Source organism: Anaerotruncus sp. G3(2012) (assembly GCF_000403395.2).
Lineage (GTDB): Bacteria > Bacillota > Clostridia > Oscillospirales > Ruminococcaceae > Anaerotruncus.
The window spans coordinates 35,580-59,999 of sequence record NZ_KE159679.1 but is presented as its reverse complement, the minus strand read 5'-3'; the positions used below and the strand labels follow the sequence as shown (position 1 = coordinate 59,999).

Genomic DNA, 24,420 nt, shown 5'->3' with positions numbered 1-24,420 from the left:
AAGGCAAACTGAGGGGGCGTCGCGGCGTATGCCGCGCTTCGGACCACCAGGTCCGAGAAGACCCCCGAAGAAGGGCGCTTGCGCCCCGGAAGTTTGGTCTGGAATCCAAACTTCCGTTGCCTCACTGCCCCTCGACCCCGCAATTTTTTGAAAAAATCGAGTAAAACTTTAGATTATGAAGCAAGTTTTGATTCTATTCAACCACCGAATTCGGCATACGGGCGGCTTCCTCGTTCGGGTCCCCACAGTAGCCGCAGTCCACATTGTCATTCCAGCACCCGAGCGACCGCAGCTTTTCCACACTGATTGCCTCTCCTTCGTGCCGCCCGCACCGCGGGCAGGTTTCGTCGATGATGCCGGTGTATCCGCAGACCGGGTCGCGGTCAACCGGGTGGTTGATCGAGCCATAGCCGATGCCGCACTCCTTCATGTACCGTACAACCTGTTCAAACGCATCGAGGTTTTTCAGCGGGTCGCCGTCCAGCTCGATATACGAGATGTGGCCCGCATTGGTCAGCGCGTGATAGGGCGCCTCCAGACGGATCTTCTCGCTCGCCGAGATGTTGTAATAGACCGGGACATGGAACGAGTTGGTATAGAACTCGTGGTCGGTGACCCCTTCGATCTCTCCATAAAGTTTCCGGTCGATCCGTACGAACCGGCCTGCAAGCCCTTCGGCAGGGGTTGCGAGCAGGGTGTAATTGAAGCCGGTTTCCCGGGTCGCATCGTCCATCCGTTTACGCATATGTCCGATGATATCCAGGCCGAGGTTCTGCGCATATTCGCTCTCTCCGTGGTGCTGGCCGATCAATGCCTTGAGCGTCTCCGCCAGACCAATGAACCCGACCGAGAGGGTGCCATGTTTGAGGACCTCGCCCACTTCGTCATCCGGGCCGAGCTTGTCGGAGTCGATCCAGATGCCCTGCCCCATCAGGAACGGGAAGTTGCGGACCTTCTTTTTGGCCTGGATCTGATACCGTTCCATCAGCTGGTCGATCACAAGGTCGATCTTGCGGTCGAGCTCCTCGAAGAAAAAGTCAATATCCCCCTTGGCACGAATCGCGATCCGCGGCAGGTTGATCGAGGTGAAGCTGAGGTTCCCGCGGCCGTTGACGATCTCGCGCGAACGGTCGTGACAGTTGCCGATTACGCGTGTGCGGCAGCCCATATAGGCGATTTCGGTTTCCGGATGCCCGGGCTTGTAGTACTGGAGGTTATACGGCGCATCCAGGAAGCTGAAGTTCGGGAACAGCCGCTTGGCCGATACCCGGCAGGCGAGCTTAAACAGGTCATAGTTGGGATCGCCCGGGTTGAAGCTGACCCCTTCCTTCACCTTAAAGATGTGGATCGGGAAGATGGCGGTTTCCCCATGCCCCAGGCCGGCGTCGGTCGCCAGGAGGATTGCCTCGGTTGCCATCCGGCCTTCGGGCGAGGTATCGGTCCCATAGTTGAGCGACGAGAACGGCACCTGCGCGCCCGCGCGGGAGTGCATGGTGTTCAGGTTGTGAACCAACGCCTCCATCGCCTGATAGGTTGCCCGCTTGGTTTCTTTATATGCTTCCTCCACCGCGAACGCCTGCGCCCTGATCAGGGTCGATTCCTCTGCCAGCCCGGCCAGTTCCGGCAGCTCGAAGTCGCGGTAGCCGTTGTCGTCTGCCAACACCGGGTAGAGTCCATGCGCCGCGTGGACCTTTTCCCGGATCTCTTTTGTAGTTTCATCCGCATTTTCCAGCCCGACGAACAGCTCGAGCGCTTTGGCCAGATTGCGGGAATAAAGCTTACGGTAGGTTTTTCTGACCCCGTGAGCCATCCCATAGTCGAAATTCGGGATGCTCTGCCCGCCATGCTGGTCGTTCTGGTTCGACTGGATTGCGATGCAGGCGAGCGCGGTATAACTCTGGATGTCATTCGGCTCCCGCAGGAACCCATGTCCTGGACAGAAGCCGCCCCGAAACAACTTTTCAATATCGATCTGGCAGCAGGTGGTTGTGAGGGTGAGGAAATCAAGGTCGTGGATATGGATGTCCCCGTCCAGATGGGCCTTCGAATGGACCGGATTGAGCACAAACATGTGATAGAACTGTTTTGCGCCTTCCGAGCCGTATTTCAGCATGGTGCCCATTGCAGTATCGCCGTCAATGTTGGCGTTCTCCCGTTTAACATCGTTTTCCCCTGCGGACTGATAGGTCAGTTCCTCATAGGTTTTCATCAGGCGGGTGTTCATATCGCGGATGCGGGTGCGCTGCGCCCGGTAGAGGATATATTCCTTCGCGGTGCGGGCATGGCCGGACTCGACCAGCTGGTATTCAACCGCATCCTGCACCTCTTCGACCGTAGGCGGGTTACCGTCCGCGTGCGCCTGTTCCACATGCATTGCCACCAGCTCCGCAAGCTCCCGGGCGGTTTGCCGGTCGTTGCCGCCGAGCGCCTGCGCCGCCTTGAAGATCGCGTCGGTGATTTTATCAATGTCAAACAGCACGCACCGTCCGTCGCGCTTGACAATGGTGTTGATCATCATTCCACTCCTTGTTCAAACTACTACATATATGTATTGAAAAAATACACACTACTAAATATTGTAATTTCGAAATGCTGCCGTAATTTATTTTAGTAGATTCAGATGGTTCTGTCAATGGGTTCAAAACACATTTTTTAGTACAATTTGGCCCAGGAAGACACAATATCTTGTATAAAATCCAAATATCTGACAAAAATATACTAAATAAGTGCAATTTAAGCGAAATTTATTGACGGTTTGTCCAAAATTTTTATGATAATTTTGTAATGATTGAATTGAAAAGGCAACGATCCTCCGTTTTTCACCAGATCAAAGGAACTATTTTCCTGCTCGAAATTCTGCTTGTAAGGGCACAAAAGTGCCAGTGCTGTCCGGGCCGCATATCTTGCCAACCAAAAAACAAGGCAGCTTTTCTGTGAGAAAAGCTGCCTTATCTGCAAAAGGGTTTCTCAAAAAATTCTTAGAGCCTGTTCTTTATCCAAAAGTTTCGTCCACCTTTTCAAAGGTGGCGGGGTCGAGGGGCGGAGCCCCCGACGCGCTCCGCAGAGCGCGGAACGCTTTATCCTGTGAAGCGCTTTTTTCGGGTGAATTGCCGCAAAGCGGCAAGAGGGGGCTTTTTGCAAGTGAAAAAGCCCCCTTGCAGAAAGAAACACCAAACAGGCTTTTACCGTTCACGCAGAATGACCGACTGGTAAGGCGCTAGAATCAGCATTCCATTTTCCATCCGGACCGCATTCTGGGTATGCCAGACAGGGTCCATATCTGCCTGGGGCAGAGGCTCGGATACCGGTTCACTGCCCAGGTTGAACCAGCAGTACAGACGCTCCTCTTCGTTGAGCCGCCGGTAAGCGATGACGGTTTCCCCCGCGTACAGCGGCTCGATGTTCCCATAGATCAGGCAGTTCCGATGCGGGCCGCTCTGCCGGAAAGCGATCATCTTTTTGAAGAAATGCCAGACGCTATTTGGATCATGCTGCTGTGCCTGCACGTTGACCGCCGGATATTCCTCGGCCATGCCGAGCCAGGGTTTGGCCTGGGAGAATCCGCCATACTGCTCCCCGTTCCACGGGAAGGGGGTGCGGGCATTGTCCCGGCTGCGGCGGTTGGCCATCTCGAGTGCCTCGGCCTCCGAAAACCCTTCCTGTATCGAGCGGTTGTACTGGTCGATGGTGCTGAGGTCATCAAACTCACCGATCCCCTGCCGTTCGCAGTTGACCATGCCCAATTCCTGCCCCTGGTAGATGAACGGTGTGCCGCGCAGGAAAAAGTACATTGCAGCCAGCGTTTTGACCGCGTCCGGATTGTGTTGGGCGTCCTTCAGGTATTTGGTGGTCGAACGGGGCTGGTCGTGGTTTTCGAGAAAATTGGCCGCCCAGCCGCATTTTTGCACCGCCATCTGGCAGGTCATGATCTGCCGGTTCAGCTTCGGGATGGTCCAGGGCACAGGGCGGAACCATTCCCCGCCGGAGCCGATGTCCAGGTCCGCATAGCTGAAATCAAAGATCATCGAGAAATGCCCGTCCGGCCCGATGAACGCATCCAGATGGTCGTAGGGGACGCCCGGCGCTTCAGCAACGGTGAAGCACTGGTGGCGGTCAAAGGTGTTTTCCCGCAGCTCGTGCAGAAATGTGTCGATGCCCGGCTGGTTGAGCGCCCCGCAGGAACAGATGGACAGGCCGTCTGCGCCATCCGGCTCTCCGTCATGCCAGGTCAAATCCTTTTTGATATAGGTGATCGCATCGAGGCGGAACCCTGCAATCCCTTTGTCCAGCCACCAGTTGACCATCTCATACAGCTTTTGGCGCAGGGCCGGATTTTCCCAGTTCAAATCCGGCTGCTTTTTTGCGAACACGTGGAAATAATATTCCTCCTGCCCGGGGACTGGCTCCCAGCAGCTGCCGCCAAAACAGGAACGCCAGTTGTTGGGAGGGGTTTTCCCGGGCCGGAAGATATAGTAATCGCGGTAGGGGCTGTCCGGATCGGCCAGGGCTTTTTGGAACCACTCATGTTCATCCGAGGTGTGGTTGATGACCAGATCAATCACGATCCGGATACCGCGCTGCCTGGCCTGGGCGATCAGCTCATCCAGATCCTCCATACTGCCGAATTCGGGCGCGATCGACTGATAATCCGAAATATCGTAACCATTGTCGTTCATTGGAGAGCGGTAAAACGGGCAGATCCACAGCATGGTCACGCCCAGCTCCTGCAAATAGGGGAGCTTTTGGGTGATGCCCTTGAGGTCGCCGATTCCATCGTTGTTGCTGTCATAGAAGCTTTTGGGGTAGATCTGATAAACGATCTCCTCCTGCCACCATCTTTTTTCCATTTTGATTGCCCCTTTCCAAGAATCTGCTGTGGGGACAGGGTGGTTCATCCTCACAGGCTTCATAAAGAAGGGTTGGATTCTTTGAAGCATTTTGATTATAGCAGAGAATTGCAGAAAGTCCAGCGGGTAACGGGACAAAAATTGGGAAGGTTTGTTTCGCCGGCAGAGAGAACCGGTTCCAAAAGCGGCTGTTCCGCGCCGGTTGGGGTTTTCACAGGGAAACAAGCGGAATTTCCGCTCAGATACAGGGTGGTTACTCCTATTTTTGGACAAGATTTCTTGATAAATTCACATTTATCAGATTGAATCCTCACGCTGATTCTGCTACACTTTAGCTGATTACCTGTTTCAGAAAGAGGCTGCTTATGAAACGCCTGATCCCGCTTCTGCTGGTTTTTTGCCTGCTGGTTTCAGCCTGTGGCGCAAAAGGCAGCATTTTGAAATACGATATTCCGGCCCCGGTCGCCAGCCTGGACCCGCAGTTTGTGACCGACACGACCGCCAGCATGATTGTGTCCAACGTATTTGAAGGGCTGTTCCGGCAGCTCCCGTCGGGCGAGGTGGAGCCGTGTATTGCAGAGGAGTGGACCGTCTCCCCCGATGGGCTGGTCTATACCTTCCGGCTGCGGCAGGGCATCCGCTGGAACCGCTCCCTGTCCGAAACGGGTGCGTGGACGACCAACAGCGCCCGCTGGAGCGATCCGGAGGGCACCCCGGTCACAGCGCACGATTTTGTGTTTGCCCTGCGGCGCCTGTTCGACGAAAACCATATGAGTGAACTTGCTGCGCACTTTCTCTGCATCCGCAACGCCCCGCAGATTCTCGCTGGGGAGATGAACAGCCGGATGCTGGGAGTGCGCGCAGACAGCGACTATACCCTTGAAATCACCCTTTCCCAGCCGAACCGGCAGCTCCCGGAACTGCTCGCGTCGAGCGCAGCAATGCCCTGCAACCAGGCGTTCTACGAGAGCACCCGCGGACGGTATGGACTGGATGTGGATACCCTCATGAGCAATGGGCCGTTTTATGTTTCGATCTGGAACAACGATACCGCGATCGCCCTGCGCCGCAGCGAGGTTTACCGGGAGGATCTGCCGGTACGGGCGCTCGGGGTCAACTTTTACTTCCCGAACAGCGAATCGTTCGACCCGCTTGCACGATTTCTGAATGGTGATACCGATGCCTGTGAGATCGACTATGCGCATCTTGCCGAGATGGAAAAAGCGGGCTGTTCGGTGACCTCGTTTGAGGATACCGTCTGGGTTCTGGCGCTCAACCAGGATGAGGTGGGAACCGAAGGATACAGCTTCAGCCGGGCGGTGGCGCACACCGTTGACCGGGACAGGTTCTCTGGCTACCTTACAGAAAATCTCCGGACCACCAGTGTCCTTGTCCCACCGGCGGTTTCGTCGTCCGGGGAGTCGTTCCGCGCGTTTGCCGGGGAGCTTTCCCCAACCGTTTACAGTCCGTTTCTGGCCCGGCAGTATTATGCCGAAACGCTCGAGCAGGGGGATGCCCCCAATCTGCGGGAGATATTGGTCTGTGACGAGGGAAATCTTCCGCTTTTGGCGGGGTATGTCCAGCAGGGGCTGCAAAATAACCTTTCGATCTATACCACCCTTGTGCGCCTTCCCCGGAAAGAACTGCTGGAACGGGTTGCCGCGGGGGACTATCAGGCGGCTATCCTGCCGCTCACCGTCTCCTACTCCTCCCCCGAAGCGATATTCTCCTGCTTTCACGCAGAGTCATCACAGAACTTTACTGGTTATGACAGCCAGCCGTTTGAGGCGCTGCTGTCCAGTGCAGCGCTGATCCCAGTGGACCAGCTTTATTCTGTCTATAAGGAGGCGGAGCAGCGCCTGCTTTACGACTGCCCGGTGGTTCCGCTTTTTTTCGAGACCTCCTATTATGCGGTTGCCCCGGGCGTTTCCGGGATTGCGTTCTCCCCGTTTCTTGCGGGGATGCGGTTCCAGGATGCCGTCAAAAAATAACCCGCGGGAAGGTGAGCCTGCTCCGCATTTATTTATGCAAGGGGGCTTTTTCACTTGCAAAAAGCCCCCTCTTGCCGCTTCGCGGCAATTCATCCGAAAAAAGTGCTTCACAGGATAAAGTATTCCGCCGCCGCTCCCGTAAAACCTGGACTGTTTTACAGAATTTTTTCCTTGACAAACCGATTCCCCTGTGCTATAGTCGAAGCGTTTCCGGATCATTGGAATCAAATCAGCAAGGGAACCCGGTGTGGATTGGAATGTTGTCTCTAAAGAGGAATTGGAAAAACAGGATTTGTGCAGCAGCTTTTGCGCTGTCTGCCTGCCTGTGCTTCGGAGGATGTGCCGGGCGGAGAAGCGTGGATTCCCCTTCGATGCAGTCGGAGGTTTCTGTGGAAGAAAGCAGCCGTGCCGAAAACAGTGTTTCCTCAGGAGAAAACGAAGAAAACCCCAATGGCTGGGAGCAGTATGAAACGTATGTCGCGCAGCTGGGCTGGCTGATGTCCTCCAACGGGTGGGAAACAGCAGAGGACCTTTCTCCCACCGATTATGTGATGTGGTATGGTTACCGCGTGTATGATCTGCCCTCGTCCGCAGAATATCAGATAGAGGGAAGGGATGGCCTCTTTTTTCCGGCGGAAGAACTGGAATCCCAGGTGGCCAGTTATTTTGATGTACCGGCCGCACATCTGCGGTCCGACCCGGTGATTTATCTGGAAGCCGAACAGCTGTATCAGACGCCGGCCGCACTGATGCCGCTGGCTGAATCCAATTTTGAAATCACTGATGTGACAGAGGCGGATTCCATCATACAGATCACGTTCACCCTTGACTTTGTGGAGTTTGACCTCTCCAGAGAGATGACGCTGACCTTGGAAAAGACAGCAGATAGTGTTCACTATTTGTCATATCAATCTTAAGAAAGCACGAGGTATTGCAGTAAGATGCGCAATGAATAACAACCGAAAGCAAAACAGATTTTTAACCGGTAGGCGAATGTTTGCCTGCCAAAGTTTGTTCTGTCCGGTTGGCGCATCCTGCAAACAGACCTGTCTATGTGTTTTCGCATCATACAGGCTTTTTTGCGTGCCCTCCCGGACAGCTCTGGGAGGGATTTTTTATGTATCTTTTACAGGCACAGAATCTGACGAAAACATTTGGTACACGCACACTCTTTCGGGCTGACCAGCTCGAACTGCATGACGGCGACCGGGTCGGCCTGGTGGGGGAGAACGGCGCGGGCAAGTCCACCCTGCTCGACATCCTGCGCGGCGACCTTCCCTGCGACGAAGGGAACATTGACCGGCGCTGCCCGATTGCAATGATCCGGCAGTCGGGGGATGCGGAGGGCGAACCGGATGGAAGGCTGCTCCGCACCCTGTCTCTGGCGGGCAGCGCCTGCAAGAGCGGCGGCGAACGCACCCGTCGCGCCATTGCCGCGGCATGTTCGCAGGGTGCGCCGCTCCTGTTTGCGGACGAACCAACCACCAATCTTGACCTGGACGGGATTGAGGCGGTCGAGCGGATGCTTCAGGATTATTCGGGCGCGGTGCTGCTGATTTCACATGACCGTCAGCTTTTGGAAACGGTCTGCACCTCGATCTGGGCGATTCAGGATGGGGAAATCCGGGTATTCCCGGGCGGATATGCCGAGTGGATCGCCCAGCGTGACCGGGAGCGGACATTTGCACAGTTTGAGTATGACCGGTATCGGAGTGAAAAACGTCGTTTGGAGGCCGAGACAGCCAATCTGCGCGAACAGGCCCGCGGGATGCGCAAGACTCCAAAACGGATGGGGAACAGCGAAGCGAGGCTGCATAAGTGCCACATCTCGCCTGCACAGATTCAGGTGCAGGCGCGCGCCAAGGCGATTGAGAGCCGGGTCCGGCAGCTGGAGGTGAAAGAGCGCCCGTCCGATCTGCCGCAGATCCGGATGGCGCTCGGAGCAGCCTCCCCGATCACCTCCAGGACGGCCGCCCGGATCGATCATCTGACCGTCCGATATGGCGCCCGCGCGGTGTTGGAGGATGTGTCGTTTACCCTGCCCACCGGGAAGCGCACCTTCCTGCTGGGCGGGAATGGGGCGGGCAAAACCACGCTCGCCGAACATCTGGTACAGGGTGGGGACTGCGCCAGGCTCGCCAACGGAGTCCAGATCGGTTACTTCTCCCAGAACCACGAGTTACTCGACCCGGTGCGGACGGTATTGGAAAACGTCCGCGCGGTTTCCCGCCTGCCGGAACACGAGGTACGTTCGATCCTCGCCAATCTGTGGATCAATGGGGATGCGGTACAGAAACCTGTGCGGGTACTTTCAGGCGGCGAACGCGCGAAAGTTGCGCTTGCCCGCCTGCTTGCCTCCGACTGTAATCTGCTGGTTCTCGACGAACCGACCAACCATATCGACCTCTATACCGCACAGGCGTTGGAGCCGCTTCTGCTGCGGTGGCAGGGGACGCTGCTGGTCATCTCGCATGACCGACACCTGATTGAACAGGCAGCCGAGCGGCTGCTGTTTGTGGAGAACGGCCGGGTGCGTGCCTTTGAGGGGACTATGGCGGAGTACCGGGAGGAGCAGTCCCGCAGGAATGCACCTTCGGATGACCTTTCCGGCCTGATCGAGCAGATGCGCCGGGCGGAGGAGGCGTTCCGGGCCGGCACAGCGGGGCGTTGAGGACCCTGGTTGCGCGGTTCCCCACCGACCGTTTCCCCGCAAAAAACCCGCCGGCGATGGAATCGCCGGCGGATCCTGTTTCATTCGGAGGGCGGCCCGTCCCGGAGCCGTTCGACTTCATATACCTGTTTTTGCGCGTCAACCGACAGGATGACAATCTCCTGCTCCGTTTCGGAACGCTGGACCGTAAACAGATAAACCGGCTCTTCTAGGGACTGGTACACCATCGGCTCGTATGCTTTGGGTTCCCGGTTCAGCTTTGTCATGCAGTAGAACCCGATGTCCTCCGGCAGTTCCGGGGAGGTTAAGAACCAGGCGGTAAACGCCCCGGGGTCGTATCCATAGTGGGAAAGGATGCCGTTGTTCCTCTGGATCACCTGGTACCGGGATACGATGTGCTGCGGCAGACTGTCGCCCGAAACCACATATGCGGCAGGGGCTTCCTTGAAAAACAATAGGTACAGGTTCAAGCAGACCGAAACAACAAGGAAAACCGGCAGCCATAGGCGTTTTACATGTTTCATTGGACAGCTTTCTCTCCTTGGTGCATCACAATTTTTACTCCATAGCCAGTGCTGAGAAATCTACAGGCTGACCTTCCTTGGTTTCCTTGGAAGCCAAGTATTCTCCATTTCTGGAATTGAAATCTAGAGTAACAACTGTTTTTTGATTATTTGCATCCTGATAAGCGATATAACACCTGTTCTGCTTGGTATCTTCATAAATGACTGGCAACGTACTCCCTTTTTCTTTTTCCATTTCAAAGCAATAGTAATAATCTGCATAAGCCGGTGAATTTTTGTCGCCGATTATATACGTATTAAAATTTGATATATCATGTCCCAAATCAGTCATAATGTCATTTGAAAAGTCCACTATTATAGATTCGATAGAGTTGGCTTCTCTGTTATAGGCGTAATAAGTCTTACTATCTTTTGCCCAAACTGCCATCGCTGGTACAGAAGTATGTCCATAAAAAATACCGCGATACTCTGTTCTTGCTTCTGCTACTTCATTGAGAGAGCAAGACACTGTATCAGAATTAGCTCTTGAATTTTCGGCAGAATCCGAATATTGCCCATCAATATAAGAATCTATATAGCAATATGCTTCTTGGGAGTCAATATGTAAATCATAGGTCCAAGTCATAGAAAACTTGACTTTACTCCCTACTGTACTTATATCTCGGCGCATATGTCCAGCAGGATCTATTTCTGTAACTACCTTGTCTCTAGCTACTAAATCTTCTGCTTGAGCATATATGCTTGTCGAAGCAAAACAGAAGATAATGGCGATTAAAAAAATTGAAATGTATTTTTTCATAATCTGTACCCTTTCTAAATCTAAATTTTTTCACTAGACACTCATGCGTTTATTTTATTTCCATTTCGTATGTATCACCTCCTGCGTCTAATATATTTATAGCATATTATTATCATTTTATCAATAGATTTACTTCAATCTTTTCAAAAAAATTTTATCATCAAAAATTTTATCATCGCGTGCGCAAAGAAAAGCCCTCCGGCGATATAATTGCCGGAGGGCCTGTTTTTGCAGATGGTTCTTACAGCGGATCAGTCGTTGAGCACGAATTTCACGCTGCCCTCGACCGTCTCATACCGGGAGCTGGAGGGTTTGAATTTGAAGGTATAGGAACGGCCGCTCCGGATCTCGGTCTTGGAACCGTTGCTCCAGGAAACCGAACCGCGGATCTCGTCGCCCTCGTCGTTGCGGGCGGTGATGCTGTCTTTCAGCTCTCTGGTGTAATCGCTGAGGCGGTCGCCGTCTTCAAAGTACATGGTGCTGTTATAGCTCAGGGTGACATCCTCCGAGTTGCCGTCCACATAGATTTTGATATTGCCGGTAACGGTCGGGAGGTTGCGGTCATCCGGGGTAAAGACGAACGAGTGGGTGCCGCTCTTGTCGAGCGAGTAGCTGGTACGGCTGCTCTTCCAGTCGCAATCGCCCGAGAGATACTCTTTGTTGACCGTGTCGTAAGCCTCTACGTTGTCGTTCAGCTCGTCGATCAGGTCATCCAGCGTATCGTCGTAATCCGCGTTGATCGCTTTGGTGGTCAGGCGGATCCGGCTGTCGGACGAGGTGGAGGTGTTGCTGTTTTTGATATTGATGGTGTTGCCCTTATTGGAAGAGGTGTTGATGGTATTTTTGTTGGTCGATGTGGACGGGGAGGAGACAGTGTTGGTCTTGACCGACTGGCCAGCCGAATTTTTCACAGTCGCCTTGCTGTTGCTGACATTGACCGTTTTGATCGAGGCTTTATCCCCAACCACCACATTGGCGGCTGCGTTGACGGCCAGTGTGGTAACGCTGCCGTTGACATTGACCTTGTTCGGGGCATTGACGGTCATTTTGGTGGCAGTGCCGTTCATTGTGACCGAGATTGCGCTGTCGAGGCTCTTGTCGATGGTCAGCGAATTCATGGAACCGCTGATCGAAAGGGAGGTCTGCTTAGACAGGTTGACCGCCTTGCCGTTGCCGTTTGCGTCAACAAAGCAGACGACAAAATCCTTGTCCGCATCGGTTTTGAGAGAGAAATCTGCTGATTTCAGGTTGAAGCTGCCGACTGCCGCGCCGTTCTGCACGAACTGGACTTTCCCGTTGGCGACATGCATGCTGTAAACGGAAGAGGATGCCGCGCTCGCCATAACGCCGAGGCTCAACACCAGCATCGCCGCAAGCAGCAGGCTCAGGAGTTTTTTGCTGACTGTTTTCATAATTCACCCTTCTTTTTAGAAATTAGCGGCCGTTTTTGGGAGCCGCCGGGAGTGTCGCCCCCATTGATCCCATCATACAACAGACTCGCTATCCTGTAAACAGGTTTTACTGGGAAAAAGGGACAGTTTCTGTAAAATTTTCTGTTTGGACACAATCTGCACATAATTCAATCAAAATTTGCACACCAGCATCAGTATGCCTTGCCCCAGATGATACTGGTGGCGGCGGGCTTCCCGCAGACCGGGCAGACCGCTCCAAGGTTCTCCTGCTCGAACGGCATACACCGGGAGGTCAGCCCCGCTTCCTCCTTGACTTTCAGCTCGCACGCCTCATCCCCGCACCACATGGTCTTGAAAAAGCCGGTTTTCTCCTGCGCAGCCTGTTTCAGCTCGTCGAACGAGGAGATTGTCCAGGTGCGGGCTTCGCGGTTGGCAAGCGCTTTGGCGTAAAGGCCGTCATGCACCGCCTTGAGCAGCTCGGGGATTTTGGTTTCCAGCTCGTCGAGGGAGACGACCGTCTTTTCGCGGTTGTCCCGGCGGACCAGGACACACTGGCCTGCTTCGATGTCGCGCGGGCCCATCTCGAGCCGGAGCGGGACCCCCTTCATCTCGTACTCGGCGAACTTCCAGCCCGCTGAATTGTCGCTGTCATCGACCTTGACACGGCAGAACTGCCCGATCCGGGCGGCAATTTCACGCGTCTTATCGAGCACGCCCGGCTTATGCTGTGCAATCGGCAGGACTACCACCTGCACCGGTGCGATGGCGGGCGGCAGGACGAGGCCGTTGTCGTCCCCGTGGGTCATGATGATTGCACCGATGATCCGGGTGGACATTCCCCACGAGGTTTGATGCGGATACTGCGGTTTGTTGTCCCGCCCCTGGAAGGTGATGTCGAACGCCCGGGAGAACCCATCGCCGAAATAGTGGGAGGTCCCCGACTGGAGGGCCTTGCCATCGTGCATCATCGCTTCGATGGTATAGGTCGCTTCCGCACCCGCGAACTGTTCCTTTTTGGTTTTGCGCCCCTTGATAACAGGGATCGCCAGTGACTGTTCGCAGAAATCCGCATAGACGTTCAGCATCTGTTCGGTTTCCTGGTACGCCTCCTGTGCGGTTTCGTGCATCGTGTGGCCTTCCTGCCACCAGAATTCACAGGTGCGCAGGAACGGGCGGGTGGTCTTTTCCCACCGCACCACCGAGCACCACTGGTTGTAGAGCTTGGGCAGGTCGCGGTAGGATTTGATGATTTTGGCGTAGTGCTCGCAGAAGAGGGTTTCGGAGGTCGGGCGAACACAGAGGCGCTCGGTGAGCTTCTCCTCGCCGCCATGGGTCACCCATGCGACCTCGGGTGCGAACCCTTCCACGTGGTCTTTTTCCTTTTGCAGCAATCCTTCGGGGATAAAGAGCGGCATCTGGATATTTTCATGCTCTAGGGCCTTGAACCGGCTGTCGAGGTCGTGCTGGATGTTCTCCCAGATCGCGGTGCCATACGGCCGCACGATCATACAGCCCCGGATCGAGGAATAGTCAGCAAGATCGGCCTTGCGTACGATGTCGGTATACCATTTTGCGAAGTCCTCATCCATCGAGGTGATCGCTTCCACCATTTTTTTCTGATCTGCCATAATTTGGTTTCGCTCCTTCATAAAATCGGTGGTGCCAAGCCACTTTCGTTTGATTCCTATATCATACCGAAAATTGCCTGAAAAAGCAAGTGTATGGTATACAGGCAGCGGGGTGAAATGCTTTTCTTTTCCAGCACCCCAATTCGGGGCAGCAGGCTGCCAATCATAATAGATCCGAAGGACAGCGAATCCCCGCCGCATACGGCGGCGGGGATCTGCCTGCTGTGATCGCCTGGGCATCGGGTAGGCGTCAGCCGTAGATCGAAAGGTCTATGGTGTCGAGCGCCTGCCGGATTTCCTGCTCCGAGAACCCGAAGAATCCGATTGTATAGGTGTAGTAGCCGCGCGGGCAGACCGCAAACCGCATAGTATTGCCGCCCTCGCTCTCGGAAGCGGTGGTGAATGTGAAGCCCCTGGCGGACTGGTAGGAGCCTGTGCTGCCCGGATCGACATCCTGGGTCTGGATTTTGGTTTCCCCCTGGGTGGGCACCGAACGTTCAAGCGTAATTTGAACCGCTTTTCCGTTTTCCAAACTGCCGTAAGCGGCCCTCAGATATTTGTCATTGCCGTTGAAGTCGATCCCGGCTGCGGAGCCGGGGCCCATCTTCGAGACGATGTCCGGCTTTGCCAGCCTGAGATTCATTGTCCGTTCCCCGTCCTCCACCGAGCGGAAACTGGTTTCCTCCAATGTCGCGGTCCTCCCGGTAGAGGTGGCTACTTCAACTTCGAAGGAGTATTTTTCCCCATCGGTTCCGCTGCCCTCAGTCTCTTTCACGATAATCGCTCCATCTTTGAAACTAGCTTTATCCGAATCAAAGCTGATTTCGAGCTGGGGGACAGCCTTCTTTCCTTTGAGGGCGTCCGCCACCGAGTCGGCAGCTTCCTTTGCGTCCTGTTCGGTGAGGCCGTCACCCTGAATATGGACAAGCCTCCCGCCGCGTTCAAAGGTAAAGCTGCTCATATTGTTGGCGGCGTAGACGCCGACCGAAAGGCTCGCGGCGACTGCCGCAGCGATCAATGTCATTCTTGTGGTACGGTTCATTTTCATCGGTTCCCGCTCCTTTTCCAGTTGTTTGACCCGGGCGGCGAACAGCCGGCTGTCCTCCGCCGCGGGGATGGTTGGTTCGATCCCGGCGAGCTGGCCGAGCAGTTCCCCGACCGCGTCCATGTCCATCGTGTCGATCGCCTGGTCAAGTTCCCGCTGCAAATCCCGTCTGGTTTCCATGGCGTATCCCTCCTTCTGGCCGCTCAAAAGCGAAGCCGTTTTGCCGGGGTGCAGGGCGGCCGCGCGCATCCGCCCTGCACCCTGATTATCCGCCCAGACCGGGCGATGTAACCTTCAAAACAGAAAATTTTCTTCGGCCACCTGCGCGGCGATCGTCCGGATTTCCCTGCGCAGGCGGACGTACCGCATCCGGACAGCGGGTTCTTCCAGCCCGTAGGCGGAGGCGATCTCGGCCATCGGCTTGTTTTGCAGGTAGTAGAGCTCGTAAAGGGTGCGCTTGTCCGCGCTGAGCCGGGAGAGCACCGCTTCGATATAGGCATTTTCGTCGATGGCCCGGTCGAGCGCCTGCTCGATCGCATCTGTCCCATCTGCCTGTTCGGGCAGTTCCCCATCGGCGGTGAGCGGTTCGTGATCGAGCCGCCGGAACCCTTCCCGCCGGGCTTTGCAGACAAAATGCTTCGCGGTTTGGAAGAGGAATCCCCCCGGGTTCGGATGGGAAAGCAGTTCCAGCCGTTTTTTCCAGGCGATCAGGAACACTTCCTGCACCGCGTCGCGGGCGGACTGCTCGTCCCGCAGGCTGAAATACAGATAGTGCAGTACCTTTTCATACCAGGTTTCACAAAGCTGGTCAAAGAGCCGTTCGGCCCTTCTGTTGTTCCACAAGACAAAACCACCTCCTACCCGGATATTCCCCGGAAACTGCCGGATGTAACAGCGGCCGCAAAAAATTTCCCGGATAAGACGTCGGGCAGGTTCCATATAGGGCTTCGTTCCTGTTCAGCATAACAAAACAAAGGCCGTACCGCAATCTATTTCGCTACAGAACAGCGCCCCCGGAAATGCAGTTCCCAATGGTATGGCGAAGAGGTGTTTTCCTTTGTTGAGAATCTCCCTTTGTTGAGAATCTCCCTTAGATTGCAGGGAAAGCTGCTGGCAGATTGCATTTGTTTTCCAAACGGAGGAAAATGAAGGGCCATAAACCGCTAAAATCGACAGTCTGGGTAGATTTTTTGCAATTCCCAACAGAAAAACATGGACTTTAAAAGCCGGTTCTGGTATAATTGTTATAATTTAAACGGGGAATGACGAGCGGGCTGTTCCCGCACCGCAGCTCCCTGAAGGAGGTTATCATTGGCATGGCAACTACCAAGGCGGCGATTCCCTTTTCCGGAACTCCTGCGCAGCAGGCACAGTTGGAAAAGGTGATCGAAGCGCATAAGGATCAGAAAGGCGCGCTGATGCCGGTCTTGCAGGGGGCGCAGGAAATTTACGGCTATCTGCCCGTCGAGGTGCAGAAGATGGTTTCCGACGGGCTTGGCATCCCGCTTGAGGAGATCTACGGCGTGGCTACCTTCTATTCTCAGTTCACCCTTGTCCCGAAAGGACAGTATAAGATTTCGGTCTGCCTGGGTACTGCCTGTTACGTCAAAGGCTCGGGCGACATCTTCAACAAGCTTTCCGAAAAGCTCGGCATCGCCAGCGGCGGCTGCACCCCGGATGGGCGGTTCAGCCTCGATGCCTGCCGGTGTATCGGTGCGTGCGGGCTGGCCCCGGTGCTGACCGTCAACGACGAGGTGTATGGGCGGCTGACCGTGGACGACGTGGACGACATCCTCGCAAAATACGGGGCGTAAGGGATGCAGGAGCTGTCGCTGAACATACTGGATGTTGCGCAGAATTCGGTGCGCGCGGGCGCGACGCTGACCGAGATCACAGTTGATGAACAGCCCGCAGACGATCGGCTGACCATCTCGATCCGGGACAATGGCTGCGGGATGGCCCCTGAGCAGGTCAGGCAGGTGACCGACCCGTTTTTTACCACCCGCACCACCCGCAGGGTTGGCCTTGGGGTGCCGCTGCTCAAGATGGCGGCCGAGCTGACCGGCGGCAGCTTGGAGATCACCTCCGAGCCGGGGCGCGGCACCAGCCTGCGCGCGGTGTTCGGGCTGAACCATATCGACCGGATGCCGCTCGGCGACATTGCGGCAACCATCTGTTCACTTGTCCAGTGCAACCCGGACATCGACTTTCTATACACTTTCCGCCATGGGGACGCCTCGTTCTGTGCGGATACCCGGGAGTTCCGCGCGGTGCTCGAGGGCATCCCGCTCTCCACCCCCGAGGTGGTTGCCTATATCGGCGGCTATATCCGGGAAAACACGGCGGAAATCCAAAACCAATCTAGTTCGGATGGAGGAATCGAACCATGAAAAGTCTGGCAGAGCTTCAGGCTCTCAGGGATAAAATGAAAAACAACATGGGCGTGCGCGGGGATGACACCGGGAATATCCGGGTGGTCGTCGGGATGGCGACCTGCGGGATCGCCGCGGGCGCGCGCCCGGTGCTTCAGGCATTTACCGAAGAGGCCGCCGCGCGCGGGCTCACCAATGTGACCATCTCCCAGACCGGCTGTATCGGCATCTGCCAGTATGAGCCGGTTGTCGAGGTAATGGAACCCGGCAGGGAGAAGGTCACCTATATCAGAATGGACCCCGACAAGGCGGAACGTGTGGTTGCGGAGCACCTTGTCGGCGGGAAGGTTGTCGCTGAATACACCATCGGCGCTGCCAAATAAGAAAGGAGGAGAACCGTCATGTATCGTTCCCATGTTCTGGTCTGCGGCGGTACCGGCTGTACCTCTTCCGGGTCTGCCAAGATCATCGAAGCGTTCGAGGACGAGATCCGTCAGGTCGGGCTGGAAAATGAGGTCAAAGTCGTGCGTACCGGCTGCTTCGGGCTTTGTGCGCTCGGCCCGGTCGTCATCATCTACCCCGAAGGCTCGTTCTATTCCCGCGTCAATCCCGACGACGTGAAGGAGATCGTAGACGAGCATCTGCTCAAGGGCCGTATCGTCAAGCGCCTGCTCTACACCGAGACGGTCGAAGAGGACACGGTGAAATCCCTCAACGAAACCGACTTTTACAAAAAACAGATGCGGGTCGCGCTGCGCAACTGCGGCGTCATCAACCCCGAGGACATCAATGAATATATTGCCTATGACGGGTATCAGGCGCTCGGCAAGGTGCTGACCGAGATGACCCCCGATGATGTGATCGACGTCATGAAGCGGTCCGGGCTGCGGGGGCGCGGCGGCGCAGGCTTCCCGACCGGCCTGAAATGGAGCTTTGCAAAGGCGTCGGTTGACGATCAGAAGTATGTCTGCTGTAACGCCGACGAGGGCGACCCGGGCGCGTTCATGGACCGTTCGGTCCTCGAGGGCGACCCTCACGCGGTGCTTGAGGCAATGGCGATTGCCGGTTATGCGATCGGCGCGAACCAGGGCTACATATATGTCCGCGCGGAATACCCGATCGCGGTCAAGCGCCTTGAAATCGCGATCGGGCAGGCGCGTGAGATGGGCCTGCTTGGAAAGGACATCTTCGGCTCCGGCTTCGATTTCGACATCGAGCTGCGGCTCGGCGCGGGCGCGTTTGTCTGCGGCGAGGAGACCGCGCTCATGACCTCGATCGAGGGGCACCGCGGCGAACCCCGCCCGCGCCCGCCGTTCCCGGCGGTCAAGGGGCTGTTCGGCAAACCGTCGGTCCTCAACAATGTCGAAACCTATGCCAATATCCCACAGATTATCCTGAAAGGCCCCGAGTGGTTCTCTTCGATGGGTACCGAAAAATCCAAGGGTACCAAGGTGTTCGCGCTCGGCGGCAAGATCCACAATACCGGCCTGGTCGAGGTCCCGATGGGCACCACCCTGCGGGAGATCGTCGAGGAGATCGGCGGCGGCGTCCCGAACGGCAAAAAGTTCAAAGCCGCGCAGACCGGCGGCCCCTCGGGCGGATGCATCCCCGCTTCTCTGATCGATACCGAGATCGACTATGACAACCTGATCGCGATCGGCTCAATGATGGGCTCGGGCGGGCTGATCGTCATGGACGAGGACAACTGCATGGTGGACATCGCCAAGTTTTTCCTCGAGTTTACCGTTGACGAGAGCTGCGGCAAGTGTACCCCCTGCCGGGTGGGCACCAAGCGGCTTTATGAGATGCTTGACAAGATCACCCAGGGCCGCGGTACCCTCGCGGACCTCGACAAGATGGAGGAGCTCTGCCACTACATCAAGGAAAACGCCCTCTGCGGGCTGGGACAGACCGCCCCGAACCCGGTGCTCTCGACCCTGCGGTATTTCCGCGACGAGTACGAAGCGCATGTCGTGCAGAAGACCTGCCCGGCAGGGGTCTGCAAGAAGCTGGTGAGCTACTCGATCCTCGCGGACAAATGCCGGGGCTGCACCCTCTGCGCCCGCCAGTGCCCGGTCAACGCGATCTCGGGTACGGTCAAGAATCCGCATGTTATTGACAAGGAAAAATGCATCAAGTGCGGCGCCTGCATCGAAAAATGTAAATTCGGCGCGATCATCAAGAAATAAGAAAGGAGCGTGCCAGAAATGGAACTTGTGAATATCAAACTCAACGGTATGCCCTTGTCCGTGCCGAAAAATTACACCATCCTTGAGGCTGCGCGGTCGGCCGGCATCGAGATCCCCACCCTCTGCTATCTCAAGGAGATCAACGAAATCGGCGCCTGCCGGATCTGTGTGGTCGAGGTGAAAGGGGCGAAATCCCTGGTAGCCGCCTGTGTCTACCCGGTCTCCGAGGGGATGGAGGTTGTTACCAACTCCCAGCGGGTGATCGACGCCCGCCGGACGACCCTCGAGCTGATCCTCTCCACCCACAATAAACGCTGCCTCTCCTGCGTGCGTTCCGGCTCGTGCGAGCTTCAGAAGCTCTGCTCCGATTACGGGGTCGAGAACGAGAACCGGTTCCTTGGGGAGAATCCGGTCTATCCGATCGACCATTCGGCAGTGCATATGTACCGTGACAACAGCAAATGCGTGCTCTGCCGCCGCTGTGTCGCCGCCTGTGCCAAATGGCAGGGGATCGGCGTGATCGGCCCCAACGAGCGCGGGTTCTCTACCCATATCGGCTCGGCGTTTGGCGTGGGGCTGGGGGACACCGCCTGCGTTTCCTGCGGGCAGTGCATCGTCGTCTGCCCGACCGGTGCGCTCTCCGAGCACGACCATACCCAGAAGGTTTGGGACGCGATCGCGGACCCGTCCAAATATGTCATCGTACAGCCTGCGCCTTCGATCCGCGCGACCCTCGGCGAGGCGTTCGGGATGCCGGTCGGCACCGATGTGACCGGTAAGCTGGCTGCGGCGCTGCGGCGGCTCGGGTTCGATAAGGTGTTCGACACCGACCTCGCCGCCGATATGACGATTGTGGAGGAGGCGCACGAGTTTGTCGAGCGGGTCACCAAGGGCGGCGTCCTGCCGATGGTCACCTCCTGTTCGCCCGGCTGGGTCAAATTCTGCGAGCATTATTTCCCGGACCAGCTCCCGCACCTCTCGACCTGTAAATCCCCGATGCAGATGTTCGGCGCAACCGCCAAAACCTGGTATGCGCAGAAGCTGGGCCTCGACCCGAAAGACGTCGTGGTGGTCGCTGTTATGCCCTGTACCGCCAAAAAATTCGAGGTTGGGCGGGACGATCAGGATGCAGCGGGCGTCCCGGATGTGGACATCGCCATCACCACCCGCGAGCTTGCGCGGATGATTCACCGCGCGGGTATCAAATTTGAGATGCTGCCCGATGAGGATTTCGACGATCCGATGGGTGAATCCACCGGCGCGGGCGTCATCTTCGGCGCAACCGGCGGCGTAATGGAAGCGGCCCTGCGCACCGCTGCGGAATGGGTAGGCGGAAAACCGCTCGAGGCGGTCGAATTCAAAGAGGTCCGCGGCACACAGGGGATCAAAGAGGCGTCCTATCAGGTGGGTGAACTGACTGTCAAGGTTGCGGTCGTGTCGGGGCTTGCCAATGCGCGCGAGGTCATGAATCAGGTGCGTGCGGGCACTGCCGACTACCAGTTCATTGAAATCATGGCCTGCCCGGGCGGGTGCGTCAACGGCGGCGGACAACCGGTCCAGCCTGCCAGCGTGCGCAACTTCGAGGATCTCAAGGGCAAACGTGCGGCGGTCCTTTACAACGCCGATGCCGGCAAGCCGCTGCGCAAGAGCCATGAAAACCCCTCGCTGCTGAAAATCTATGAGGAGTTCTTCGGGGAGTTTGGCTCGCACAAGGCGCATGAGGTCCTGCACACCTCCTATGTGGAAAGGGATCATTTTTAATATCATCGTTGAGGGTCCGCGGCCATGACCCTCTGTTGCAGAGTCGTGACCGCAAGGCTCTACAGTATAGAGAAAGGTGGTCAGTCATCATGAAGAACAGGCTTTACAAAAATGTGATGGAAGATCTGGTGGAATTCCGGTTCGATGAGATTCAATCCACGCTTGACTGCTGTACTTGTGAGCACTGCCGCAATGACATCATCGCTTATGCGCTCAACCTGCTTCCACAGAAGTATGTGGTGAGCGATAAGGGGGCGGTTTATTCCAAGATCACGATGGTGGGTGCGCAGCACAGTTCGGACATTATGGCGGCTCTCACCAAAGGCGCGGAGATCGTGAAAAAATCTCCCAGACATTGACCTCCTGGCCACAGAAGGGAAAAGGCGGCATAGCCAAAGCTATGCCGCCTTAGTCTTTCTAAAACGCTGAGGAACCCATATGGACAGGGGGCCTGCCGGGCTCGTTGTCAGAATGCGGTTGACAAATCCTTTTTGTACCTTTATAATGGTAACAATCTCTTATTTTTGCAAATGTCGCTATAGCTCAGTTGGATAGAGCGACCGCCTCCTAAAAATCGAATCGTTCGAATCCTGGAGCCCTGTAAAATTGAATATTTTCTGTATAAGCCCCCGTAGCTCAGTTGGATAGAGCGGTCGCCTCCTAAGCGACAGGCCACTGGTTCGAACCCAGCCGGGGGTGCCAAAAATGACCGCTGTAAGCCGTTTTTTGATGGTTTACAGCGGTTTTTTGTTATCGTTTCATCGGAGCGCTTTTGACGCTCCACCGGAACGATTTTATACATTTTCCGCTGTATGCCTGCTAATTTGATTCGAACTATTTTTCTGGCCTTGCTAATAAAAAACGCCGATTTGCTAATACGATTTTCCCGCCCTATTTTTCGGATGGGGCCGACGCCAGCAATGCAGCCAGTGTGTTGGCCAGTTCTGGCGACTTGCGAAGCTGTTCTACCAGGGCCTCCAAATCCAATGTGGCGGGCGCCGGTTCCTTTGGTTCCTCCGGGGCACGAACCGAACGCAGGTCGGGATTGGCATAAAAGGCGCTCTCAAACTTCTGGGCGTTGATCTTGCGGTCCTCGTCCAGAATGTGGGCATACACGCTGGTGATCATGTCGATCTGGGCGTGTCCGGTATCGCCCTGGGTGGCCTTCAGGTCGCCGTGGTTGAGCTTCAGCTTATAGGTGGTACTGGAATGGCGCAGGGAGTGAAAGACCACTTTGGGAAGCCCTGCTTTCTCCCGCAGCTTCTCAAACGACTTCAGGATGATACGGTCCTCACAGGGACGGCCATTGGCCAGCGCCACCACCAGGTCGTAGTCCTGATACTCGTCGCGGAGCAGCGCCCGTAGTTCGTCTTGCGCGGATTTCCATTCCCGCAGGATGTAAGCCAGGGTCTTGGGCAGCCACACCTTGCGGATGCTGGAATCGGTCTTGGGCTTCTTCAAAATGATCCTGGTGCTGGTATTGGGAAACAGAGGCGTGAACACATGGTAGATGTCCTTTTGCCCCAGCATCTCAATGGCCCGCTTTGAGGCCCGTGCCAGCTCCTTATCAATGTAGACATAGGCGTTGTCATCGGCAATATCTTCATCGGAGATGTGAACATTGCTCCAGGTCAGTCCCAGAATTTCTCCCATGCGCAGCGAACAGGCAAAGGCCAGGTTCATTGCCACATAGAGTTTGCTGTCCGTACACTGATCCAGGGCGGTTCGGATCATATCGGCGGTCCAGATGTCCCGCTTCTTGTATTCCACTTTGGGCAGCACCACATTGTCAAAGGGGTTCTTGGCAACCAGCTCCCACCGAACCGCCTGCTTGAAGGCACAGCGGAGAAGTTTGATGATCTTCTCGATGGTGGCGTTGGTCACGAACTCCGTTTTGGCGTGGTGCGTTCTGGTGTTCACCGCAGGGGTTTTCTGCAAAGTCTGGATGTACTTGTCCACCACCCGCGTGGTGACGTCCTGCACCTTCATATCCCCGATGATGGGGTTGATGTAGTTGGCGATCAGCGAGTTTTGGCTGTCATACATGGACACACCCCACCGCTTTTCGCCGTAGAGGGAAACGAAGTCGGACAGAAACTCCGCAATATTCTGATTGGTGGGCGGAAGGAAGGAGTTGGAGCTTTTCTGGCTCTCAATCTCCGCCTTTCGCTTCAATGCCTCCTGATAGGAAGTGCGGGTTTCCCACTTCTGCTTGGTCTCACCATTCTCGTCCACATAGGTATAAACAATAGAATAGTTTTTCTTTCTCTTAATAATAGATGCCATAACGAACCTTCCTTTCTTGTGTCACAGGTCAAGTGACTCCAGCCAGTGGTCGAACGACCGCTTGGAAATTCGTATGGCGTTGCCAATTCGTACGCTTTTGAAAAGGCCCTCCTGCACAAGACGGTATGCTTGTGTCCGGCTGACACCTAATATCCGGGCAATCTCATTGACCGTATAGGTGCGGCACTCCAAAGGCCTTTTCTCCGTACCGTTCTGAATCTCTGACACAGCAGCCTCCTTTCCAGTCAGAAACGGCACGCAAAAGGGTGTTCATTCATAACTTCCACCCTCATTGTACCGCGCCGTTTCGGGTTTGTCTGCTGCTAATGGAAAGTTCACGAATTATCCGTAAACAGAAAAGCAGAAGATTTATCTGAAAATAAAAGAGGCAAAAAACGGACGGCTGCTGGCTACAGCTCCACGGGAATCTCACCCCGGCCCATGCTGATGGGTGCGCCGCGCAATGCTTTGAGGGCGTTCAACGCGGGAGTCTCATTATCCTGTCTGTGCATCCTCGCCCACAGGCTGCCACACCTGTTTCGCGGCCTGGTTTTGTCGCTCACCTGTTTGGTAGGGGTCCCGTCCTGCGGACTTGCAACAGGGTCATGGCGCACCGGCCGACCGGCTCCACACAGACAGATCGTATCCGTCTGCCTTATGCTGCCCGAAGGCTTTCTTTGTCAAGGTGGGGTCAGTCCCCGGCATCGGCAAAGGAGGAAAGGGTAAGCCGCTTGCCTTCTGCCAGGGCTGAAAGGATCAGGCGCGCATTACGGCCCGGATCAGTCGGATTTCCAGACAGCGTGATTTTGTCAATATGAGTTGACACAATTCACGCAAGGAATATAGGATCTAAGCAGCAGCCGCAGTGAGGGACAGATAGAAGCGCTCTCTCTTG

19 protein-coding genes and 1 tRNA gene are annotated in these 24,420 nt (G+C 55.8%); 10 read left to right on the top strand and 10 right to left on the bottom strand.

The features are described from left to right. Window positions 1-193 precede the first annotated feature (193 nt). The gene (locus tag C814_RS20455) at window positions 194-2,515 is read right to left on the bottom strand and encodes an anaerobic ribonucleoside triphosphate reductase (protein ID WP_016317362.1); all 2,322 of its coding nucleotides are present in this window, start codon (window positions 2,513-2,515) and stop codon (window positions 194-196) included. 667 nt (window positions 2,516-3,182) lie between these two features. After that, window positions 3,183-4,847 (bottom strand): glycoside hydrolase family 13 protein, encoded by a 1,665-nt coding sequence (locus C814_RS20450; protein WP_016317361.1) that lies wholly within the window; start codon window positions 4,845-4,847, stop codon window positions 3,183-3,185. A gap of 365 nt (window positions 4,848-5,212) precedes the next feature. On the opposite strand from C814_RS20450, the gene C814_RS20445 reads away from it, so the two are divergent. From C814_RS20445 to abc-f, 3 genes are all read left to right on the top strand, one after another. Continuing rightward, a complete protein-coding gene (locus tag C814_RS20445; protein WP_016317360.1) occupies window positions 5,213-6,838 on the top strand; it encodes a peptide ABC transporter substrate-binding protein in 1,626 nt (541 codons plus the stop codon). Window positions 6,839-7,227: 389 nt separating this feature from the next. Beyond that, the gene (locus C814_RS20440) at window positions 7,228-7,755 is read left to right on the top strand and encodes a hypothetical protein (RefSeq protein ID WP_016317359.1); all 528 of its coding nucleotides are present in this window, start codon (window positions 7,228-7,230) and stop codon (window positions 7,753-7,755) included. 200 nt (window positions 7,756-7,955) lie between these two features. Further along, window positions 7,956-9,509 (top strand): ribosomal protection-like ABC-F family protein, encoded by a 1,554-nt coding sequence (abc-f, locus tag C814_RS20435; protein WP_016317358.1) that lies wholly within the window; start codon window positions 7,956-7,958, stop codon window positions 9,507-9,509. An 80-nt stretch (window positions 9,510-9,589) separates the two neighbouring features. On the opposite strand, the gene C814_RS20430 is transcribed toward abc-f, so the two are convergent. The 6 genes from C814_RS20430 to C814_RS22665 form a co-directional block, all read right to left on the bottom strand. Further along, the gene (locus C814_RS20430; RefSeq protein WP_016317357.1) at window positions 9,590-10,033 is read right to left on the bottom strand and encodes a hypothetical protein; all 444 of its coding nucleotides are present in this window, start codon (window positions 10,031-10,033) and stop codon (window positions 9,590-9,592) included. Between the two features lie 34 nt (window positions 10,034-10,067). Further along, window positions 10,068-10,832 carry a hypothetical protein gene (locus C814_RS20425; protein ID WP_016317356.1) on the bottom strand — a complete coding sequence of 255 codons (765 nt, stop codon included), beginning with the start codon at window positions 10,830-10,832 and terminating at the stop codon, window positions 10,068-10,070. A gap of 251 nt (window positions 10,833-11,083) precedes the next feature. Then, entirely contained in the window at window positions 11,084-12,244 is a 1,161-nt protein-coding gene (locus C814_RS20420; protein WP_016317355.1) for a hypothetical protein, read from the bottom strand. 191 nt (window positions 12,245-12,435) lie between these two features. Continuing rightward, window positions 12,436-13,872: a proline--tRNA ligase gene (gene proS / locus C814_RS20415; RefSeq protein ID WP_016317354.1), complete on the bottom strand. Its 1,437-nt coding sequence runs from the start codon at window positions 13,870-13,872 to the stop codon at window positions 12,436-12,438. A 250-nt stretch (window positions 13,873-14,122) separates the two neighbouring features. Continuing rightward, window positions 14,123-15,097 (bottom strand): hypothetical protein, encoded by a 975-nt coding sequence (locus C814_RS20410; RefSeq protein WP_016317353.1) that lies wholly within the window; start codon window positions 15,095-15,097, stop codon window positions 14,123-14,125. 114 nt (window positions 15,098-15,211) lie between these two features. Continuing rightward, window positions 15,212-15,760 (bottom strand): RNA polymerase sigma factor, encoded by a 549-nt coding sequence (locus C814_RS22665; RefSeq protein WP_016317352.1) that lies wholly within the window; start codon window positions 15,758-15,760, stop codon window positions 15,212-15,214. 473 nt (window positions 15,761-16,233) lie between these two features. Here C814_RS22665 and C814_RS20395 point away from each other — a divergent pair, with 473 nt between their 5' ends. The 7 genes from C814_RS20395 (at window position 16,234) to C814_RS20365 (ending at window position 21,941) form a co-directional block, all read left to right on the top strand. Next, a complete protein-coding gene (locus C814_RS20395) occupies window positions 16,234-16,731 on the top strand; it encodes an NADH-quinone oxidoreductase subunit NuoE family protein (protein ID WP_016317351.1) in 498 nt (165 codons plus the stop codon). Window positions 16,732-16,734: 3 nt separating this feature from the next. Then, the gene (locus C814_RS20390) at window positions 16,735-17,307 is read left to right on the top strand and encodes an ATP-binding protein (RefSeq protein ID WP_016317350.1); all 573 of its coding nucleotides are present in this window, start codon (window positions 16,735-16,737) and stop codon (window positions 17,305-17,307) included. Further along, window positions 17,304-17,672, top strand: a complete 369-nt coding sequence (locus C814_RS20385; RefSeq protein WP_016317349.1) for a (2Fe-2S) ferredoxin domain-containing protein — start codon at window positions 17,304-17,306, stop codon at window positions 17,670-17,672. Before C814_RS20390 ends, C814_RS20385 begins: the two co-directional genes overlap by 4 nt. Before the next feature lie 18 nt (window positions 17,673-17,690). After that, window positions 17,691-19,478, top strand: a complete 1,788-nt coding sequence (gene nuoF / locus C814_RS20380) for an NADH-quinone oxidoreductase subunit NuoF (protein ID WP_016317348.1) — start codon at window positions 17,691-17,693, stop codon at window positions 19,476-19,478. An 18-nt stretch (window positions 19,479-19,496) separates the two neighbouring features. Beyond that, window positions 19,497-21,239: an NADH-dependent [FeFe] hydrogenase, group A6 gene (locus tag C814_RS20375; protein ID WP_016317347.1), complete on the top strand. Its 1,743-nt coding sequence runs from the start codon at window positions 19,497-19,499 to the stop codon at window positions 21,237-21,239. An 89-nt stretch (window positions 21,240-21,328) separates the two neighbouring features. Continuing rightward, a complete protein-coding gene (locus tag C814_RS20370; protein WP_016317346.1) occupies window positions 21,329-21,598 on the top strand; it encodes a late competence development ComFB family protein in 270 nt (89 codons plus the stop codon). Between the two features lie 266 nt (window positions 21,599-21,864). After that, window positions 21,865-21,941 (top strand) — tRNA-Arg (locus C814_RS20365). A 189-nt stretch (window positions 21,942-22,130) separates the two neighbouring features. On the opposite strand, the gene xerC is transcribed toward C814_RS20365, so the two are convergent. Further along, window positions 22,131-23,525 carry a site-specific integrase gene (gene xerC / locus C814_RS20360; RefSeq protein ID WP_016317345.1) on the bottom strand — a complete coding sequence of 465 codons (1,395 nt, stop codon included), beginning with the start codon at window positions 23,523-23,525 and terminating at the stop codon, window positions 22,131-22,133. Between the two features lie 21 nt (window positions 23,526-23,546). Then, window positions 23,547-23,753, bottom strand: a complete 207-nt coding sequence (locus C814_RS20355; protein WP_016317344.1) for a helix-turn-helix domain-containing protein — start codon at window positions 23,751-23,753, stop codon at window positions 23,547-23,549. Window positions 23,754-24,420: the final 667 nt, after the last annotated feature.

Excerpts from the sequence above, each read along its gene's own strand:
- C814_RS20455 (WP_016317362.1), bottom strand. The coding sequence starts at position 2,515 with ATGATCAACACCATTGTCAAGCGCGACGGACGGTGCGTGCTGTTTGAC.
- C814_RS20450 (WP_016317361.1), bottom strand. The coding sequence starts at position 4,847 with ATGGAAAAAAGATGGTGGCAGGAGGAGATCGTTTATCAGATCTACCCC.
- C814_RS20445 (WP_016317360.1), top strand. The coding sequence starts at position 5,213 with ATGAAACGCCTGATCCCGCTTCTGCTGGTTTTTTGCCTGCTGGTTTCA.
- abc-f (WP_016317358.1), top strand. The coding sequence starts at position 7,956 with ATGTATCTTTTACAGGCACAGAATCTGACGAAAACATTTGGTACACGC.
- C814_RS20430 (WP_016317357.1), bottom strand. The coding sequence starts at position 10,033 with ATGAAACATGTAAAACGCCTATGGCTGCCGGTTTTCCTTGTTGTTTCG.
- C814_RS20425 (WP_016317356.1), bottom strand. The coding sequence starts at position 10,832 with ATGAAAAAATACATTTCAATTTTTTTAATCGCCATTATCTTCTGTTTT.
- C814_RS20420 (WP_016317355.1), bottom strand. The coding sequence starts at position 12,244 with ATGAAAACAGTCAGCAAAAAACTCCTGAGCCTGCTGCTTGCGGCGATG.
- proS (WP_016317354.1), bottom strand. The coding sequence starts at position 13,872 with ATGGCAGATCAGAAAAAAATGGTGGAAGCGATCACCTCGATGGATGAG.
- C814_RS20410 (WP_016317353.1), bottom strand. The coding sequence starts at position 15,097 with ATGGAAACCAGACGGGATTTGCAGCGGGAACTTGACCAGGCGATCGAC.
- C814_RS20395 (WP_016317351.1), top strand. The coding sequence starts at position 16,234 with ATGGCAACTACCAAGGCGGCGATTCCCTTTTCCGGAACTCCTGCGCAG.
- C814_RS20390 (WP_016317350.1), top strand. The coding sequence starts at position 16,735 with ATGCAGGAGCTGTCGCTGAACATACTGGATGTTGCGCAGAATTCGGTG.
- C814_RS20385 (WP_016317349.1), top strand. The coding sequence starts at position 17,304 with ATGAAAAGTCTGGCAGAGCTTCAGGCTCTCAGGGATAAAATGAAAAAC.
- nuoF (WP_016317348.1), top strand. The coding sequence starts at position 17,691 with ATGTATCGTTCCCATGTTCTGGTCTGCGGCGGTACCGGCTGTACCTCT.
- C814_RS20375 (WP_016317347.1), top strand. The coding sequence starts at position 19,497 with ATGGAACTTGTGAATATCAAACTCAACGGTATGCCCTTGTCCGTGCCG.
- C814_RS20370 (WP_016317346.1), top strand. The coding sequence starts at position 21,329 with ATGAAGAACAGGCTTTACAAAAATGTGATGGAAGATCTGGTGGAATTC.
- xerC (WP_016317345.1), bottom strand. The coding sequence starts at position 23,525 with ATGGCATCTATTATTAAGAGAAAGAAAAACTATTCTATTGTTTATACC.